This is a genomic window from Cellulosimicrobium cellulans, assembly GCF_016907755.1.
In the GTDB taxonomy this organism is placed as follows: Bacteria; Actinomycetota; Actinomycetes; order Actinomycetales; family Cellulomonadaceae; genus Cellulosimicrobium; species Cellulosimicrobium cellulans_D.
In genome coordinates this window covers 2,263,116-2,281,088 of the sequence record NZ_JAFBCN010000001.1, presented here as the reverse complement: position 1 = coordinate 2,281,088, position 17,973 = coordinate 2,263,116, and the positions used below count along the sequence as shown (strand labels likewise).

The window sequence follows — 17,973 nt, the reverse complement described above, 5'->3', positions numbered from 1 at the left end:
ATCTTCCCCAGGGACTTTGGACCCGTGATGACGCGGGCCCGTCACGGACACGTCCGCTCGCCACCCGGCACGACGGCCGGACCGTCCCCACCAGACGACCGTTAGCCTCTCGTGGTGAGCACCACTCCCGCGGGTCCCGCGACCCTCGACACGCGAGCCCTCGTCGAGCCCCTCGACCGTGGTGCGGCACGCGCGCACCACCGCTCCCTGCGGCAGCACGCCAGGGACGCACGGACGCGTCCCTCGACGTCGGTCGCCCTCCAGGTGCTCGGTCTCGTGCTGCGCGTCGTGCTCGTCGCGTTCCTGGTGGCCGTCGCCGCGCTGTGCGTCACCGTGGTCTACGGCTTCCTCGCCTTCGGTCTGACGGCCCTCGGCGCCGGGCGCCCGCTCGTCGTCCTGGTGCTGGCGGCCGTCACGACCCTCGTCGCCCTGCTCGTCGTGCGCGGGGCTCGCCGTTCGTCGCAGGACGGTCGGGAGCTGGCGTACCGGCTGAGCCGGTTCGCCGCGGCGAACGGGTTCGACGTCGCACCGCGGGTCGACGAGCCCGACCTGCCCAGCGGGGCGTTCCACCTGGGCATCCTTCGTGTCGCCCGGAACGTGGTCCGCACCGGCGGTCGCCGCCCCGTCGAGGTCGCCACCTACACCTACAGCGCCGGCTACCGCAACGGCGAGCCCTTCGCGTTCACGTACGCCATGGTCGCCCTCGACCGCGCCCTGCCGCGCGTCGTCGTGGAGACGATGCCCGCCCGGGGGATGCGGGGCGCCCGGGCTCCGCGGGGCGTCGAGCGCGTGTGGGAGCTGCCGGTCGACGGCCCGTTCGGCGACCGCCACCAGGCTTACGGACCCGTACGGTCCCCGACCGGCACGGCGCGCGCCGTCTTCTCCCCGGAGATCGTCGAGACGCTCGTCCGCGGTCCCCTCCCGCTCGCGGCCGAGGTGTCCGGGGACCGGCTCTTCCTGTTCAGCGAGCGCGCGCTCGACCTGCTCGACCCCGCGGTCTGGGAACGCCTCCTGGGGACGGCCACCGACCTGGCCGCGCGGCTGTCCCGCACGGACGGGCCCGGCGGTCCGGGGGCCGCGCCCGGCACCCGGTGACGACGGCGGCCGGGACGCGAGACGCCGTCGGGAGCGGCCCCGAGATCTGGGAGAATGGGCGACCATGAGCGACTTCCCGACGAACGCGCCGACGGGCGCGGCCGATGCCACTGCAGCAACGACCTCCTCCGCCGGCCGCGTAGCCGGCGACGTCGTCCGCGCGGTGGTCGCGGGAGTACCCGACCGGGTGAGCCTCGACGGGCTCGAGGAGACGTACGACGCCCGCTGGGCCGAGCAGGGGACGTACGCGTTCGACCGCTCGAAGACCCGCGAGCAGGTCTTCTCCATCGACACCCCGCCACCGACGGTCTCCGGCTCCCTCCACGTGGGGCACGTGTTCTCCTACACGCACACCGACGTCGTCGCGCGGTTCCAGCGCATGCGCGGCCTCGAGGTGTTCTACCCGATGGGCTGGGACGACAACGGCCTGCCCACCGAGCGCCGCGTGCAGAACTACTACGGCGTGCGCTGCGACCCCACCCTCCCCTACGTCGAGGGCTTCGAGCCCCCGCACGAGGGCGGCGAGGGCAAGTCGGTCAAGGCCGCGGACCAGGTGCCGGTGAGCCGCCGCAACTTCATCGAGCTGTGCGAGCGCCTGACCGCCGAGGACGAGAAGCAGTTCGAGGCGCTGTGGCGCCGGCTCGGGCTCTCGGTCGACTGGGCGCAGCACTACCAGACCATCGACGCGCGGTCGCGCACGGCCGCGCAGCGCGCGTTCCTGCGCAACCTCGGCCGCGGCGAGGCCTACCAGGCCGAGGCGCCGGGGCTGTGGGACGTGACGTTCCAGACGGCGGTCGCGCAGGCCGAGCTCGAGGCGCGCGACTACCCCGGGCACTTCCACAAGGTCGCGTTCCACCGTGTCGCGCCGGGCACGCCCGACGACGGCGCACCCGTCTTCATCGAGACGACGCGCCCTGAGCTGCTCGCCGCGTGCGTCGCGCTCGTCGCGCACCCGGACGACGAGCGCTACCAGCACCTGTTCGGCACGACGGTGCGCTCGCCGCTGTTCGACGTCGAGCTGCCCGTCCTCGCCCACCCCGCCGCGGAGCGCGACAAGGGCGCGGGCATCGCGATGTGCTGCACGTTCGGCGACCTCACCGACGTGCAGTGGTGGCGCGAGCTGCAGCTCCCGACGCGCTCGATCATCACGCGCGACGGGCGCATCGTGCGCGAGACGCCGGACTGGATCACGTCGCACTCCGGGCAGGGCGTGTTCGCCGAGCTCGAGGGCAAGACGACGTTCTCCGCGCGCCAGGTCGTCGTCGACGCCCTGCGGGACGCGGGCGACCTCGACGGCGAGCCGGTCGCCACGCAGCGCAAGGCGAACTTCTTCGAGAAGGGCGACAAGCCGCTCGAGATCGTCACCTCGCGCCAGTGGTACATCCGGAACGGCGGCCGCGACTGGGTCGCCGCGGACGGCACGCGCCGCGACCTGCGCGCCGAGCTGCTCGGCCGGGGCAAGGAGCTCGCGTTCCACCCCGACTTCATGCGCGTGCGCTACGAGAACTGGGTCGGCGGCCTCAACGGCGACTGGCTCGTCTCGCGCCAGCGCTTCTTCGGCGTGGCGATCCCGCTCTGGTACCCGGTGCTGGAGTCGGGCGAGATCGACCACGACCACCCGCTCGTCCCGTCGGAGGCCGTCCTTCCGGTCGACCCGTCGTCCGACGTGCCCGCCGGGTACTCCGAGGACCAGCGCGGCGTGCCGGGCGGGTTCGTCGGCGAGAACGACATCATGGACACGTGGGCGACGTCGTCGCTGACGCCGCAGATCGCGGGCGGCTGGGAGGTCGACCCCGACCTGTTCGAGCGGGTGTTCCCCATGGACCTGCGCCCGCAGGGCCAGGACATCATCCGGACCTGGCTCTTCTCGACCGTCGTGCGCTCGCACCTCGAGTTCGGCTCGCTGCCGTGGAAGAACGCGGCGATCTCCGGCTGGATCCTCGACCCCGACCGCAAGAAGATGTCGAAGTCCAAGGGCAACGTCGTCACGCCCATGGGCCTGCTCGAGGAGCACGGCTCCGACGCCGTCCGGTACTGGGCCGCCTCGGCCCGCCTGGGCACCGACGCGGCGTTCGAGGTCGGCCAGATGAAGATCGGCCGCCGCCTCGCGATCAAGATCCTCAACGCGTCGAAGTTCGCGCTGTCGTTCGGGGTCGACGCCGAGACCGGGACGGGCGAGATCGTCCTCGACCCCGCGCTCGTCACCGAGACGCTCGACCGCGCGATGCTCGCGGGCCTCGCGTCCGTCGTCGAGAAGGCGACCGAGGCGTTCGAGGCGTACGACCACACGCGCGCCCTCGAGACCACGGAGACGTTCTTCTGGACGTTCTGCGACGACTACCTCGAGCTCGTCAAGGACCGCGCGTACGGCGCCGGGGCCGCAGCGTCCGACGTCTCGGCCGAGACCCGGTCCGCGCGCGTCGCGCTCGCGATCGCGCTCGACACGCTGCTGCGCCTCTTCGCGCCGTTCGTGCCGTTCGCGACCGAGGAGGTCTGGTCGTGGTGGCGCGCGTCGGAGGGCTCGATCCACCGCGCGCCGTGGCCGACCTCCGACGTCGCGCGCACGGCCGCCGGCGACGCCGACCCTGCCGTGCTCACGGCCGCGGGCCACGCGCTCGCCGCGCTGCGCAAGATCAAGTCCGAGGCGAAGGTCTCCATGCGCACGCCGATCCTCGCCGCGCAGGTCGCCGTCCCGACGGTGTCCCTCGCGGGCGTCGAGGCGTCGGTCGTCGACGTCCGCAACGGCGGGCGCGTCACCGGCACGCTCGACCTCGTCGCGACGACGGAGGGCCAGGGCGACCCGGCCGTCCAGGGCGGGATCGTCGTCGTCTCCTCCGAGCTCGGCGAGCCCGAGGCCCGCAAGAAGGCCTGACCCCCACCCGTCGTGGGCATGGAATGGGCCCGGTTCTGCGGTCAGAACCGGGCCCATTCCATGCCCACAGCCGCCGACGGGTCAGATGATCTCGCCGCGCAGCCGCGCGTCGTCGCCGGACATCGTCGCCGCGACCTCGCGCGGCGTGCCCTCGTCGGCCCAGCGCAGGGTCGCCCCCACACCCTCGATGAGCTCGACGCTCCCCTCGGGCGCGAACGTCAGCCCGGCGTCCTGGCCGATCGCGGCGCGCACGAGCGCGACCGTCGCGGGGAGCTTCTCCAGACCCTCCGTGACACCGAGGTCCTGGATCTCCTCGCGCGACGCCGCGATGTGCATCGGGCTCGGCCCGATCCAGAGCGTGCGGCCGTCGAGCGCGGCGTCCTGCCCGTACTCGTCCGCCAGGACGAGCTCCTTCACCTGGCCGCGCGCGAGGACCGCGACGACGTCCTCGACGGAGGTCACGGCGCCCGACTCGCGGCCCTGCTCCTGGCGGAACTCTGCGAGGACCTTCTCGCGCCGCCGCTCGCGGAAGCTGTCGAGCGCGTCGGCGACGTTCGACTCGAACGCCGCCTCGTTGATGCCCGGGCCTCGGCCGCCGCCCGGGACCTCGACGACGCGCTCCGCCGTCGCACGGCCCAGCGCCCCGCGCACGAGGGGCACCGCGCGCACGTCCCCGGTGAGGAGGACGAGCTCGGGGTGGTACTCCGCCGCCTGGCGCTCGAGCTCGGCCGCCACCGCCTCCGCGTTGCGCTCCCACGAGTCCTCCGCGCGCGACTCGATGCGCTTGTGGGACAGGCCGCCGGTCCGGACCTTGTTGATCACGTCGTGGCCGCCCTCGACCGACTCCGGCTCCGCGTACGGCAGGTGTCCCCCCGCGACGGACCACGTGAGGTCCGCGCCCTGGCGGTCGACGACGACGCGCACGTAGTCGACGGACTCGTCCGCCGCGCGCGCCGCCTGGAGCAGCGCGGGGACGGGCCCCCACGAGCCCTTCGTGAGCGCCGGCGGGTCCTTGACGACGCGGTCGACGAGGACGCCCGTGTCGTCCGCGATCAGCACGCGCCCGTGGGTGCCGCCGACCCGCGTCGGCCGCAGCACCACCTCCTCGAGGTCGTCGAGGACGGCGTCGGGCGCGCCTTCCTGGCGCAACGTGCGCCGCACGCCCTTCCAGCGGTTCTCGACCTCGCGGTCCCCGGCCTCGTTGGCCCGCGTCGCGTCGATGTACACCGTCGCGAAGGGGCCCGGGTGGCCGAGGAGGGGCTTGAGCCAATCGATCTTCATGCGAACACCTCTAGCGTCCGTCGGCGTGGCGGGCGGGCCGCCCGGCGTGCAGGTCCTGCCGACGCCGGGGCCCACCCTGGGACCCCTCCAGGGTCGGTCAGATCGACCACCGTCGCCACCGCGCGTCGGGGTGGGCCCCGGCGGACGCCGACGGTCAGGACGCCGTCAGGAGTAGGTGTCGAGGACAGGTGCGCCCTCGCCCGAGGCGTGCTCCGCCGCGATCCGCTCGTGGTGGCGGATGACCTCGCGGACGATGAACTCACGGAACTGCTCCGCGAACTCCGGGTCGAGGCCCGCGGCGTCGGCGATCCCCGTGAGTCGCGCGATCTGCTGCCGGTCCCGGTCCGGGTCGGCCGGAGGCAGCCCGCCCTGTGCCTTGAGCTCCCCGACGCGGCGCGTGAACTTGAAGCGCTCCGCGAGCAGGTGCATGAGCGCGGCGTCGATGTTGTCGATGCTCGCGCGCAGCGTGAGGATCTCGGCGGGGACGGCGGGCGGGCCGGGCTGGTTCGTCACCCACCGATCCTAGGCGCGCCCGGCGACCGCCGAGGAACGCGATACTCGGAGTACGGAGTAAAGTGTCACGCCGTCCCTACCTGCCGTCCCACTCAGCGGAGAGTCCCATGACGGAACACGCGTCGCCGAGCCTCGTCGAGGTCTCCCCCACGGCGACCATCAGCACCCTCCTCACCGACCGCGTCGCCCGTGGTCCCCACGCGACGCTCGTCGAGCGCCGGACCACCGCGGACGGCCCCTGGGAGCCCGTCACCGCGCAGGAGTTCGAGGCGGACGTCGTCGCCGTCGCGCGCGGGCTCGTGGCCCGGGGCATCGAGCCCGGCGACCACGTCGCGATCATGTCCCGCACGCGCTACGAGTGGACGCTCCTCGACTTCGCCACGTGGGCCGTCGGCGCCGTCCCCGTGCCCGTCTACGAGACGTCGTCGGCCGAGCAGGTGCACTGGATCTGCTCCGACGCCGCGGTCCGCCTCGCCGTCGTGGAGACCGCGTCCCACGCCGCCGAGATCGCGACCGTCCGCGACCGCCTCCCGGACCTGGAGGACGTGCTCGTCGTCGAGGACGGCGCCGTGGACGCCCTGCGCGCCGCGGGCGCCGACGTCCCCGCCGCGGAGATCGACCGCCGTCGCGCCGCCCAGCGGGTCGACGACCTCGCGACGGTCATCTACACCTCCGGCTCGACCGGGCGGCCCAAGGGCGTCGAGCTCACGCACCGGAACTTCGTCCACCTCGCGCTGAACGGCCGCGCAGGGCTCGCCGAGATCCTCGACTCCGACGGCGCCCGCACCCTCCTCTTCCTGCCGCTCGCCCACGTCTTCGCGCGCTTCATCCAGGTCGTCGTCGTCGCGTCGAACGCCGTGCTGGCGCACTCGTGGGACACGAAGAACCTCGTCGCCGACCTCGGGACGTTCCACCCCACGTTCCTGCTGGCCGTGCCGCGCGTCTTCGAGAAGGTCTACAACACGGCCGAGCAGAAGACCGGGACGGGCGCCAAGCGCAAGATCTTCCACTGGGCCGCGAAGGTCGCCATCACCTGGTCGCGCGCGCTCGACACCGCCGGCGGACCGTCGTTCGGGCTGCGCGTCCAGCACGCCGTCGCCGACCGGCTCGTCTACTCGACCCTGCGGGCGGCGATGGGCGGGCAGCTCACGTACTCGATCTCCGGCGGCGCGCCCCTCGGCGAGCGGCTCGGCCACTTCTACCGCGGCGTCGGGCTGCGCATCCTCGAGGGCTACGGCCTCACCGAGACGACCGCCCCCACGGCCGTGAACCTGCCCGGCCTCACCAAGATCGGCACCGTCGGGCCCGCGTTCCCCGGCACCTCGCTGCGCATCGACGACGACGGCGAGCTGCTCGTCAAGGGCGACCACGTGTTCCGCGGCTACCGCAACCAGCCCGACCTCACCGCCGAGGCGCTCCAGGACGGCTGGTTCCGCACCGGCGACCTCGGTGCGTTCGACGACGACGGGTACCTGCGGATCACCGGCCGCAAGAAGGAGATCATCGTCACCGCCGGCGGCAAGAACGTCGCCCCCGCCGTGCTCGAGGACCGCCTGCGCGCCCACCCGCTCGTGAGCCAGGTCGTCGTCGTGGGCGACCAGCGCCCCTTCATCGGCGCCCTCGTCACGCTCGACGCCGAGATGCTGCCCGGCTGGCTCTCGACCCACGGCCTGCCGGCCATGGACGTCGACACCGCCGCGCAGGACCCCGACGTCCTCGCCGCTCTCGACCGCGCCGTCGCGCACGCCAACGAGGCCGTCTCCCGCGCCGAGTCGATCCGCAAGATCACGGTGCTGACCACGGACTTCACCGAGCAGAACGGCTACCTCACCCCGTCCCTCAAGGTGAAGCGCGGGCTCGTCATCAAGGACTTCGCCGACACGATCGACACCCTCTACGGCTCCAAGGTCGGCGCCGACGCCTGACCCGAGGCAGAGCCCGCTCCGCCGAGGGAGAACCCTGGTCCGCCCAGGTAGAGCCCTGGTCCGCCGAGGTAGGGGCGTGGTCGGCTAGTCCGACAGCGGTCTGGTCACCTTGGGTGGCGGGGTGGGTGGTGGTGCCGCGTCTACCATCCGCCGCTCGTTCCTCGCGGCTCCCGCCAGGCCCGCCACGACGCGGCACCACCACCCACCCCGCCGGCGTCATCTCGCCCTGGTCGTCGCGCACCCCGGGCGACCGCCCGCGGTGTCGGTCCAGCCGGGGGTCGCCGCCGGCGCCTCCTGGGCGACCGGACCGTCGGCCGTCGGCCGTCGGCCGTCGGCGACGCTGCAGCGCAGGGCGAGCGGACGTCGTCGGACCAGGCCTCTGCCTCGGCAGGCCACGGGTCTACCTCGGCGGACCACGGGTCTACCTCGGCGAGTTGGCCCGGGCGAGCCCGAGCCGCGGTGCGGCGACGGCCGAGCGGTGGGGGTGGGCTCGGATGCGAAAGGGCGTCAAAGCGGCGCTCCTAGAACCCACACCCGACAGACCACGGTGACGGCGCGGCAGCCCCGAGCACCGAGCCCACCCCCACCGCGGACCCGACCACGCGGGCCCCCGAAACCCGACCACGCCTCTACCTCAGCGGACCAGGGCTCTACCTCGGCAGGTCGCAGGTCAGGCGGACTTCTCCCGCGGGGTCCGCGACCGTGCAGCAGTCGTGCGCGGCACGATCGTGGGGTTCACGTTGTCCAGCACGACCTCACGCGTGATCACGACCCGCTCCACGTCATCACGAGACGGCACGTCGAACATCACCTGCTGCAACACCTCCTCCATGATCGCCCGCAACCCCCGCGCCCCCGTCCCGCGCAACAACGCCTGCTCCGCGACCGCCTCCACCGCACCGGAGGTGAACTCCAGCTCCACCCCGTCGATCGCGAACATCCGCTGATACTGCTTCACCAACGCATTCCGCGGCTGCGTCAGAATCCGCACCAACGCCTCCGCATCCAACGCCGACACCGACGCGATCACCGGAAGACGCCCGATGAACTCCGGGATCAACCCGAACCGGTGCAGATCCTCCGGACGCACCTGCGCGAACAGATCCTCCCCCGCACCCGTCTCGATCGGCGCACCAAACCCCACACCCCGCTTACGCGCCCGCGCCGCCACGATGTCATCCAACCCCGCAAACGCCCCCGCCACGATGAACAACACGTTCGACGTGTCCACCTGGATAAACTCCTGATGCGGATGCTTCCGACCACCCTGCGGCGGCACCGACGCAGACGTCCCCTCGATGATCTTCAACAACGCCTGCTGCACACCCTCACCCGACACATCACGCGTGATCGACGGGTTCTCCGCCTTCCGAGCCACCTTGTCGATCTCATCGATATAGATGATGCCCGTCTCAGCCTTCTTCACGTCGAAGTCCGCCGCCTGCACCAGCTTCAACAAGATGTTCTCCACGTCCTCACCGACATACCCCGCCTCGGTGAGCGCCGTCGCATCCGCGATCGCAAAAGGCACGTTCAACATCCGCGCCAACGTCTGCGCCAGATACGTCTTACCCGTCCCCGTCGGACCGATCAACAAGATGTTCGACTTCGCCAGCTCCACGTAGTCCGGGTCGTCGGGGCTCGACGGCTTGGACTGCTCGCCCGCCTGGACGCGCTTGTAGTGGTTGTAGACGGCGACGGCCAGGGCCCGCTTGGCGGCGTCCTGGCCGATGACGTACTGCTCGAGGAACTCGAAGATCTCCTTGGGCTTGGGCAGCTCCGTGAGGCCGAGCTCGGTCGCCTCGGCGAGCTCCTCCTCGATGATCTCGTTGCACAGGTCGATGCACTCGTCGCAGATGTACACACCGGGGCCCGCGATGAGCTTCTTGACCTGCTTCTGCGACTTGCCGCAGAACGAGCACTTCAGCAGGTCGGCGCCGTCTGAGATACGAGCCACTACGCGTCTCCTTGTCCCGGTGCCGAGGCCTCCTGCCGTCGGGGTCGACGGCGCGGGGCCCGGGCACGGCCGAGCGAGTCCTGCTCCCCATTCCACACCACGGGGCCCCCGTTGTCAGGTGGGCTCCCCGGACGGGGCGCAACGTGTCGCGCCGCCGCCCCCCGGCGGGGGACGGCGGCGCGGCGTGAGGTCATGCGGGTCGGGCGGTCGGATCAGGGCTTGTTGATCGCGACGGCCTTGCGGCTCTCGAGGACCTGGTCCACGAGGCCGTACTCCTTCGCCTGCGCGGCGGTGAGGATCTTGTCGCGCTCGATGTCCTGGCGGACCTGCTCGACCGACTTGCCCGAGTGCAGGGCCAGCGTGTCCTCGAGCCACTCGCGCATGCGGATGAGCTCGTTCGCGTGGATCTCGATGTCCGACGCCTGGGCGTAGCCGCCGCCCTCCATCGCGGGCTGGTGGATGAGCACGCGGGCGTTCGGCAGGGCGAGGCGCTTGCCCGGCTGGCCGGCGGCGAGCAGGACCGCGGCGGCGGACGCCGCCTGGCCCAGGCAGACCGTCTGGATCTGGGGCTTGATGTACTGCATCGTGTCGTAGAGCGCGGTCATCGCGGTGAACGACCCGCCCGGCGAGTTGATGTAGAGGATGACGTCGCGGTCGGGGTCCTGGCTCTCGAGCACGAGGAGCTGGGCCATGACGTCGTCGGCGGACGCGTCGTCGACCTGGACGCCCAGGAAGATGATGCGGTCCTCGAACAGCTTGGTGTAGGGGTCCTGCCGCTTGAAGCCGTACGCGGTGCGCTCCTCGAACTGCGGGAGCACGTAGCGGGCCGACGGCGCGCCGCCCGGCAGCGCGATGCCGCCGGGGCGCGCGCCCGCGCCGGCGAGGCGCTGCGCGGTGGACAGGTACTGGGACTCGGCGCTGAAGCTCACGGGTTCTCCTCGGTGAAGTCTGGTGTCCGGTGCGGGGGTCAGGAACCCGTGGTGCCGCCGCCGCCGGTCACGGACGACGCGTTGGTGACGACGTGGTCGATGAAGCCGTACTCCAGCGCCTCCTCGGCCGTGAACCAGCTGTCGCGGTCGTTGTCCTTGAGGATCTGCTCGAGGGGCTTGCCGGTCTGCTCGGCCGTCAGCTCGGAGAGCACCTGCTTCATGTGCATGATGAGCTGCGCGTTGATGCGCACGTCGGTGGCCGTGCCGCCGATGCCGCCGGAGGGCTGGTGCATCATGACGCGCGCGTGCGGCGTCGCGTACCGCTTGCCCTTGGTGCCGGACGAGAGCAGGAACTGCCCCATCGAGGCGGCCATGCCCATCGCGATGGTCGCGACGTCAGGCTGGATGTACTGCATGGTGTCGTAGATCGCCATGCCGGCCGTGATCGACCCGCCGGGCGAGTTGATGTACAGCCAGATGTCCTTCTCCGGGTCCTCCGCGGCGAGCAGCATCATCTGGGCGCAGATGGCGTTCGCGTTCTCGTCGCGCACCTCCGAGCCGAGCCAGATGATGCGCTCCTTGAGGAGCCGGTTGTAGATGGAGTCGTTGAGTCCGAAGCCCGGACCCTCCGCGCGGTTGACCGGGGCCGTCGCGTCGGACGGCAGGTACAGCTCGTTCACTTCCATCTCCTTCGTCGCTCCCGCGGGTCGCCCCCGCCTGCGCTGCCCTGGCCGGTACCGGGAAGGTGTCCCGGTCCAGCCGTGCTGCAGTGACCCTAACGCGGTCCGTGCCCGGCGTTCGTCCCGATAGCGCGCGTTTTCGCTGACGGCGCACCAGGCGGCCGGTGCACGCCGGCACGGCACGGGCACGACGACGGCCCGCCCCCTCGCGCGGAGGGTGCGGGCCGTCGTGGGACCTGCTCCGGCCGACCGGCCGGCGGCGTGTCAGGCCTTCGTCGAGTCCTTCTCGTCGTCCTCGACCGGCGCCTCGGCCGCGGCGGCGGCGGAGTCGTCGACGAGCGCCTCCTCGACGGGCTCGGCCGCGACGTCCGCGACCGACTCGTCCGCGGCGGCGTCCTCGTCGTCCGAGCCGATGAACTCGGTGAGGTCGACGACGTTGCCGGCGGAGTCCTTGACCTCGATCTGGCGCAGCGCGACGGCGAGCGACTTCGAGCGCGCGACCTCGCCGACCATCGCGGGGATCTGCCCGCCCTGGTCGAGCGACTGGATGAACTGGTTCGGGTCCATCCCGTACTGGCGCGACGCGCTCACGAGGTACTCGAGGAGCTCGTTCTGCGCGACCTTGATCTCGAGCTGCTCGGCGAGGGTGTCGAGCAGGATCTGGTTGCGGATGGCGTCGGTCGCCTCGACGGCGACCTCGGCGCGGTGCGTCTCGTCCTCCAGGCGGCCCTCGGACTCGAGGTGGCGGTGCACCTCGGCCTCGACGACGCCCGACGGCACCGGGATCTCGACGGCGTCGTTGAGCGCCTTGAGGAGCTCGTCGCGCGCGGCGACGGCCTGGTTCGAGGTCTTGATGCTCGCGACCTGCTCGCGCAGGTCGGCGGTGAGCTCCTCGAGCGTGTCGAACTCGGACGCGAGCTGGGCGAAGTCGTCGTCCGCCTCAGGCAGGTCGCGCTGCTTGACGGAGGTCGCCGTGACGGTGACGGACGCCTCCTTGCCCTCGTGCTCGCCGCCGGCCAGCGGGGCGTTGAACGTCGTCGTCTCGTCGGCCGAGAGGCCGGTCAGCGCCTCGTCGAGGCCCTCGAGCATGTTGCCCGAGCCGATCTGGTAGCTGACGCCGGAGACGGAGTCGACCTCGTCGCCGTCGATCTCGGCCGTGAGGTCGAGCACGACGAAGTCGCCCTCGGCCGCGGGGCGGTCGACGCCGACGAGGGTGCCGAAGCGCTCGCGCAGCGCGTCGAGGCGCTCGGTGACGTCCTCGTCCGTGACCTCGGCGGGCTCGACCGTGATGGCGAGCGAGTCGAGGGAGGGCAGCGTGATCTCGGGGCGGACCTCGACCTCGGCGGTGAAGACCAGCTGGCCCTCGCCGGCCTTGGCCGGGATCTCGGTGACCTCGACCTCGGGCTGGCCGAGCGGACGCAGGCTCTCCTCGCTCGCGGCCTGGCGGTAGAAGCCGGAGAGGCCGTCGTTCACGGCGTGCTCGATGACGGCGCCCCAGCCGACGCGCTGGTCGATCACGCGCGGCGGGACCTTGCCCTTGCGGAAGCCGGGGATGTTCACCTGCTCCGCGATGTGCTGGTAGGCGTGCTCGATGCTCGGCTTGAGCTCGTCGTACTCCACCTCGACGGTCAGCTTGACCTTGGTGGGGTCCAGGGTCTCGACGGCGCTCTTCACTTCGATGATCTCCAACTGATCGGGGTGGGCCGGCGTCCGGCCAGGGACGGCTCCGCACGCAGGCGTACGGGCAACCGTTCCATCGTACGCGAGCGGTCAAGCGTCGCGGTCAGGCGGACGTGCGCGCGCCCGGGCGCCGGACGACGAGCAGGACCGCCACGCCGACGACGGCGGTCGCGACGACGGTCTGCCACCGCAGCCCCACGACGCCCAGGACGTCGAGCAGCACGGCCATGACCATCTGGCCGCCGACGACCGTCAGCGTGAGGACGAACGTGCCGAGGTGGCGCACCGCGAACGCGGCGGCCACCGTGATGAGCGTCCCCAGCGGGCCGCCCAGGTAGAGCCACCACTGCCCGGGCAGCGTGACGCCGTCGAGCCCGCCGAGGGGCGCGGCCAGCGCGCAGACGACGGAGATGCCCACGAGCCCGCCCGAGACCGAGGTGAGCGTCGCGACGACCGGGTCGCCCGTGAGCTGCGTGACCCGGCCGTTCCCGGCCTGCTGCCCGCAGAGGACGGCGCCGCCGACGAACAGCGCGACCCCGGCGACGACGGCGCCCCACCCCGCGTCGGTCGTCGCGCCGCCGAGCACCGCGACACCCAGGCCGACGAGCGCCGCGAGACCCGCGGCGGCGCGGCGGGGCGTGAGCCGCAGCGGCGCGGGGAGGCCGACACCCCGCGCGTCGAGGGCGAGACCGGCGACCGTCTGGCCCGCGACCGAGCAGACCGACGCGACCGCGACGCCGACGAGCGGGATCCCGGCGGCCATGGCGACGACGATCGGGACGCTGCACAGCCCGACCGCGAACCACCACCAGGACGCGGAGGTGCGCAGGACGTGGAGCGTGGAGCGGACCCGGCGGCGGGCGACCACGACGAGCACGGTCGCGAGGAGGGTCCCGACGTAGGAGAGCCATGCCGCGACCACGGGCCCGGTCCCGGCGGCGGCGAGGTCGCCGTTGAGACGACCCTGGAGCGACAGCACCGCGCCGCTGCCCGCGGCGACCAGCGCCGCGAGGGTGACGCGGGTCGCGGGTCCGGCCGCGGGCGTGGACAAGGTCACGGGCACCTCTCGAGGACGAGGCCGTCGACGCGGCCCGGACGTCGTCGACGCCCCACGACGCCCCCGGAGGGGCGCCGCGCGAAGGTCGGGGTGACAGGATTTGAACCTGCGACCTTCCGCTCCCAAAGCGGACGCGCTACCAACCTGCGCCACACCCCGTCGCCCGCCGCGGCGGCGGGCCAGGGCAAGTGTACTGGCGGGAGCGGGTCGCTCTCGTCGGCGCGCGACCGCTGCCGCAGGTGGGCGGCGCGTCCACGCCACCGACGTTTGCTAAGGTTGCGGCCGCAGGTCGGCGCCGCGCCGGTCCTCGCTCCTCCTGCCGAGGAGCCCGGGCCCCGGTTCCACGGCCCGCGCGGGCGTAGCTCAATGGTAGAGCCCCAGTCTTCCAAACTGGCTACGCGGGTTCGATTCCCGTCGCCCGCTCCCACACGCTCCGGCTCCGTCCCGGCCGTGGATCCCGAACGTCACGAGGGGCGCCCGCCAGGCCGGCAGGGCGCCCCTCGTCGTCTCGCCCGCACACCGGCGGTCCACCGACCGGACGACCGTCTCGTGGACGGCGTTGCAGGGTCCGGACGCGGACCGATAGCCTCGGGGTCACACGCGCCGCGCGCACGCCCCGGACCGTCGGGCACACGCGGCGCGACCGACCAGGAGGAGCGAGGAATGACCGCGACGATCGCGCGTCCCGCACCGCTGCACCGCGCCGTGTCGCGCGTCTCCTGTTGTCGCTGTCTCGGCTGTCGCTGACGACCCGCCGCCGACCCCGCGCGCACCGCCGCGCCGCACCAGGCCGCCCCGTCCGCCCGAGCCCGCACCCGCCGTCGTGCCCGCGCGCCCGCAGCGTCCCCGCGAGACGCTGAGCACCGTGGCCGCGGACCGCGACGGCCCTCGTCCCCTGATCGGTACCCCCACCCCGGCTCACCCCGAGCCGTCGACAGAAGAGGAAGACATGGCACGCATCTACGACGACGCCACGAAGCTCATCGGCAACACCCCCCTCGTGCGCCTGAACCGGCTCACCGAGGGCCTCGAGGCCACGGTCGTCGCGAAGCTCGAGTTCTACAACCCGGCGAACTCGGTGAAGGACCGCATCGGCGTGTCGATCATCGACGCCGCCGAGGCGTCGGGCGAGCTCCAGCCGGGCGGCACGATCGTCGAGGGCACGTCGGGCAACACCGGCATCGCGCTGGCGTGGGTCGGCGCGGCCCGCGGCTACAACGTCGTGCTCGCGATGCCGGAGACCATGTCCAAGGAGCGCCGCGCGCTGCTGCGCGCGTACGGCGCCGAGCTCGTCCTCACCCCCGGCTCCGAGGGCATGAAGGGCGCCGTCGCAGCCGCCGAGCGGATCGCCGCGGAGCGCCCGGGCGCCATCCTCGCGCGCCAGTTCGCCAACCCGGCGAACGTGGACGTCCACCGCCGCACGACGGCCGAGGAGATCTGGGCGGACACGGACGGCGAGGTCGACATCGTCGTGTCCGGTATCGGCACGGGCGGCACGATCTCCGGCGTCGGGCAGGTGCTCAAGGAGCGCAAGCCCGAGGTGCGGATCGTCGCGGTCGAGCCGGCCGAGTCCCCCATCCTCAACGGCGGCCAGCCCGGCCCGCACAAGATCCAGGGTCTGGGCGCGAACTTCGTGCCCGACATCCTGGACCGCGAGGTCTACGACGAGGTCATCGACATCGACGCCGAGACCGCGGTCGCGACGGCCCGGGCCGCGGCGAAGGAGGAGGGCCTCCTCGTGGGCATCTCCTCGGGTGCCGCCATCGAGGCCGCGATCCAGCTCGCGAAGCGCCCCGAGAACAAGGGCAAGCTCATCGTCACGGTCGTGCCGGACTTCGGCGAGCGCTACCTCTCGACGATCCTGTACTCCGACCTGCTGGACTGACGTGACCGACCCACGACCCCACCACCGGACGGTCGGCTACCGGCTGCGCCGGTTCGTGCGCGTGCTCGACGAGGACCTCGAGGCGGCCCGACGGCGGGACCCCGCCGCGCGCAGCCGTCTCGAGGTCGCGCTGGCGTACCCGGGCGTGCACGCCGTGTGGGCCTACCGGCTCGCGCACCGCATGTGGCGCGAGCCCCTGCTGCGCCTCCCGGCGCGGCTCGTGTCGCAGGTGGCGCGGGCCCTGACCGGCGTGGAGATCCACCCGGGAGCGCGCATCGGCCGGCGCCTGTTCATCGACCACGGCATGGGGGTCGTCGTGGGCGAGACGGCGGTCGTCGGCGACGACGTCGTGCTCTTCCACACGTCGACGCTCGGCGGGCGGTCGATGAAGCGCGGCAAGCGGCACCCGACGCTCGGGGACCGCGTCGTCGTCGGGGCGGGGGCGAAGATCCTCGGGCCGGTCTGGATCGGCGACGACGTGCAGGTGGGGGCCAACGCCGTCGTCGTGAAGGACGTGCCCGCCGGGGCGGTCGCGGTCGGTGTCCCGGCCACGATCCGCATGCCCGCCGCCGCGCCCGCGGCGCGGGACGTCGTCGAGGACCCGTCGCTCCTCATCGAGTACGTCATCTGATCGCACGGACGAGGGGCCGCCGTCGAGCATGACGGCGGCCCCTCGTCCTCGCTGTTTGTTCTAGTTTCGCTAGAACAACTAGACTGGGGTCGTGATGTTCCGCATCGACCCGCAGGCCGACGAGCCGCTGTTCGCGCAGCTCGTCGCCCAGGTGCGCCTCGGCGTCGTCCAGGGGCGGCTCGCGCCGGGCGAGCGGCTCCCCGCGGCCCGCGAGCTCGCCGAGGCGCTGGACGTCAACGTGCACACCGTGCTGCGCGCCTACCAGGAGCTGCGCGACGAGGGCCTCGTCGACCTCCGCCGCGGGCGCGGCGCCGTCGTCACGGCGCCGCCCGCCGTCGACCTCACGTCGCTGCGGGCCGCGGTGGACCGCGTCGCGGCCGAGGCACGCGCCCTCGCCCTGCCGCCCGAGACCGTCCTGACCCTCGTGAAGGAGGCCCTCCGATGACCCGAGCCGCCCCGCGCCGCTCCCCCGGACGACCGACCGAGGACGGTCGCCCCCGACCCGGTGACCACCGCACCCTCGCGCTCCTCGTCGGCGTCGCGGGTGCGGTCGTCACCGTGGTCGCGGCGCTCGTCGCGCTGACCTGGTCCGCGGACCTCCCCGACCCCGTGGCGATCCACTGGGGCACGGGCGGCGCCGACGGCTTCGCGTCGCTCGGTGCGGCGGTGGCGGGAAGCACGGCCCTGGGCCTCCTCACCTCCGCGGGGTTCGCCGCGATGACGGCGTTCCTGGGGCGCTCGGCCGCGAACCGGCGGGTCGCCGCGGCGGTCGCCGTCGGCCTCCCGGTCATGCTCGCCGTCCTCACCCTCGGGTCGCTCTGGATCCAGCGTGGCCTCGCCGACGCCCACGACGTCGGCGGCGTGAGCGCCGTCACCGCCGTCGCGCTGGGCGCCGGGCTCCTCGTGGGCGTCGCGGTCGGGGTGCTGATCCCGGGCGACCGCCCGGACCCGACCGACGCCGGGGTCCCCGACGACGCGCCCCGGGTCACGCTCCGACCGGGCGAGCGGGCGGCCTGGGTCGGGCGCGTGAGCGGCGGGCCGACGGTGCTCGTCGCGATGGGCGCGATCGTCCTCACCACGGTCCTGGCGCTCGTCCTGCGCGAGTGGGCGCTCCTCCTCGTGCCGGTGGTCCTGGGGCTGCTGCTCGCCGCGATGATGTCGTGGGTCGTCCGCGTCGACGAGGGCGGGCTCTCGGTCCGGTCGACGCTCGGGTTCCCCCGCACGCGCGTCCCGGTGGACGAGGTCGTGCGGGCCGACGTCACCGAGGTCTCGCCGCTGCGCGACTTCGGCGGCTGGGGCTGGCGCGCCGGCCGGGAAGGCGCCGTCGGCATCGTCGTGCGGGCCGGCGAGTCGCTGCGCGTCGAGCGCACCGGCGGTCGCGCGCTCGTCGTCACGGTCGACGACGCCGGGACCGCGGCGGCGCTCCTCAACACCCTCGCCGACCGAGCACGCCGCTGACCCTCGGCGT

At 72.9% G+C, this 17,973-nt stretch carries 14 protein-coding genes and 2 tRNA genes; 8 read left to right on the top strand and 8 right to left on the bottom strand.

Annotated features, from left to right (window positions below):
• The first annotated feature begins 114 nt into the window (after positions 1–114).
• Together JOE63_RS09765 and valS are read left to right on the top strand one after the other, a co-directional pair.
• Positions 115–1,095 (top strand): hypothetical protein, encoded by a 981-nt coding sequence (locus tag JOE63_RS09765; protein WP_204540992.1) that lies wholly within the window; start codon positions 115–117, stop codon positions 1,093–1,095.
• 64 nt (positions 1,096–1,159) lie between these two features.
• Positions 1,160–3,967, top strand: a complete 2,808-nt coding sequence (gene valS, locus JOE63_RS09760) for a valine--tRNA ligase (RefSeq protein ID WP_204540989.1) — start codon at positions 1,160–1,162, stop codon at positions 3,965–3,967.
• Between the two features lie 81 nt (positions 3,968–4,048).
• Here valS and JOE63_RS09755 read toward each other — a convergent pair whose 3' ends face one another.
• Together JOE63_RS09755 and JOE63_RS09750 are read right to left on the bottom strand one after the other, a co-directional pair.
• Positions 4,049–5,248, bottom strand: coding sequence for a baeRF2 domain-containing protein (locus tag JOE63_RS09755; protein ID WP_087471693.1), 1,200 nt, complete (start codon positions 5,246–5,248; stop codon positions 4,049–4,051).
• Between the two features lie 165 nt (positions 5,249–5,413).
• Entirely contained in the window at positions 5,414–5,761 is a 348-nt protein-coding gene (locus JOE63_RS09750; RefSeq protein ID WP_087471692.1) for a chorismate mutase, read from the bottom strand.
• 107 nt (positions 5,762–5,868) lie between these two features.
• Here JOE63_RS09750 and JOE63_RS09745 point away from each other — a divergent pair, with 107 nt between their 5' ends.
• On the top strand, positions 5,869–7,686 hold the full coding sequence (locus tag JOE63_RS09745) for an AMP-dependent synthetase/ligase (protein ID WP_204540986.1): 1,818 nt from the start codon (positions 5,869–5,871) through the stop codon (positions 7,684–7,686).
• Positions 7,687–8,356: 670 nt separating this feature from the next.
• On the opposite strand, the gene clpX is transcribed toward JOE63_RS09745, so the two are convergent.
• From clpX to JOE63_RS09715, 6 genes are all read right to left on the bottom strand, one after another.
• A complete protein-coding gene (gene clpX / locus JOE63_RS09740; protein WP_087471690.1) occupies positions 8,357–9,643 on the bottom strand; it encodes an ATP-dependent Clp protease ATP-binding subunit ClpX in 1,287 nt (428 codons plus the stop codon).
• A gap of 212 nt (positions 9,644–9,855) precedes the next feature.
• Entirely contained in the window at positions 9,856–10,572 is a 717-nt protein-coding gene (locus JOE63_RS09735; protein ID WP_087471689.1) for an ATP-dependent Clp protease proteolytic subunit, read from the bottom strand.
• A gap of 38 nt (positions 10,573–10,610) precedes the next feature.
• On the bottom strand, positions 10,611–11,258 hold the full coding sequence (locus JOE63_RS09730) for an ATP-dependent Clp protease proteolytic subunit (RefSeq protein WP_087471688.1): 648 nt from the start codon (positions 11,256–11,258) through the stop codon (positions 10,611–10,613).
• A gap of 258 nt (positions 11,259–11,516) precedes the next feature.
• On the bottom strand, positions 11,517–12,926 hold the full coding sequence (tig, locus tag JOE63_RS09725) for a trigger factor (protein WP_087471687.1): 1,410 nt from the start codon (positions 12,924–12,926) through the stop codon (positions 11,517–11,519).
• Positions 12,927–13,035: 109 nt separating this feature from the next.
• Positions 13,036–13,989, bottom strand: a complete 954-nt coding sequence (locus JOE63_RS09720) for a DMT family transporter (protein WP_204540982.1) — start codon at positions 13,987–13,989, stop codon at positions 13,036–13,038.
• 85 nt (positions 13,990–14,074) lie between these two features.
• Positions 14,075–14,148: transfer RNA gene (locus JOE63_RS09715), tRNA-Pro, on the bottom strand.
• Positions 14,149–14,341: 193 nt separating this feature from the next.
• On the opposite strand from JOE63_RS09715, the gene JOE63_RS09710 reads away from it, so the two are divergent.
• The 5 genes from JOE63_RS09710 to JOE63_RS09690 all read left to right on the top strand — a co-directional run bounded on the left by JOE63_RS09710 (position 14,342) and on the right by JOE63_RS09690 (position 17,963).
• Positions 14,342–14,412, top strand: a tRNA-Gly gene (locus JOE63_RS09710).
• Positions 14,413–14,938: 526 nt separating this feature from the next.
• Entirely contained in the window at positions 14,939–15,874 is a 936-nt protein-coding gene (gene cysK, locus JOE63_RS09705; protein WP_087471685.1) for a cysteine synthase A, read from the top strand.
• A gap of 1 nt (position 15,875) precedes the next feature.
• A complete protein-coding gene (gene epsC, locus JOE63_RS09700) occupies positions 15,876–16,505 on the top strand; it encodes a serine O-acetyltransferase EpsC (protein WP_307840018.1) in 630 nt (209 codons plus the stop codon).
• A gap of 91 nt (positions 16,506–16,596) precedes the next feature.
• Positions 16,597–16,950, top strand: coding sequence for a GntR family transcriptional regulator (locus tag JOE63_RS09695; RefSeq protein WP_204540979.1), 354 nt, complete (start codon positions 16,597–16,599; stop codon positions 16,948–16,950).
• On the top strand, positions 16,947–17,963 hold the full coding sequence (locus JOE63_RS09690; protein ID WP_204540976.1) for a DUF1648 domain-containing protein: 1,017 nt from the start codon (positions 16,947–16,949) through the stop codon (positions 17,961–17,963). The genes JOE63_RS09695 and JOE63_RS09690 overlap by 4 nt, the downstream gene beginning before the upstream one ends.
• Positions 17,964–17,973 lie beyond the last annotated feature (10 nt).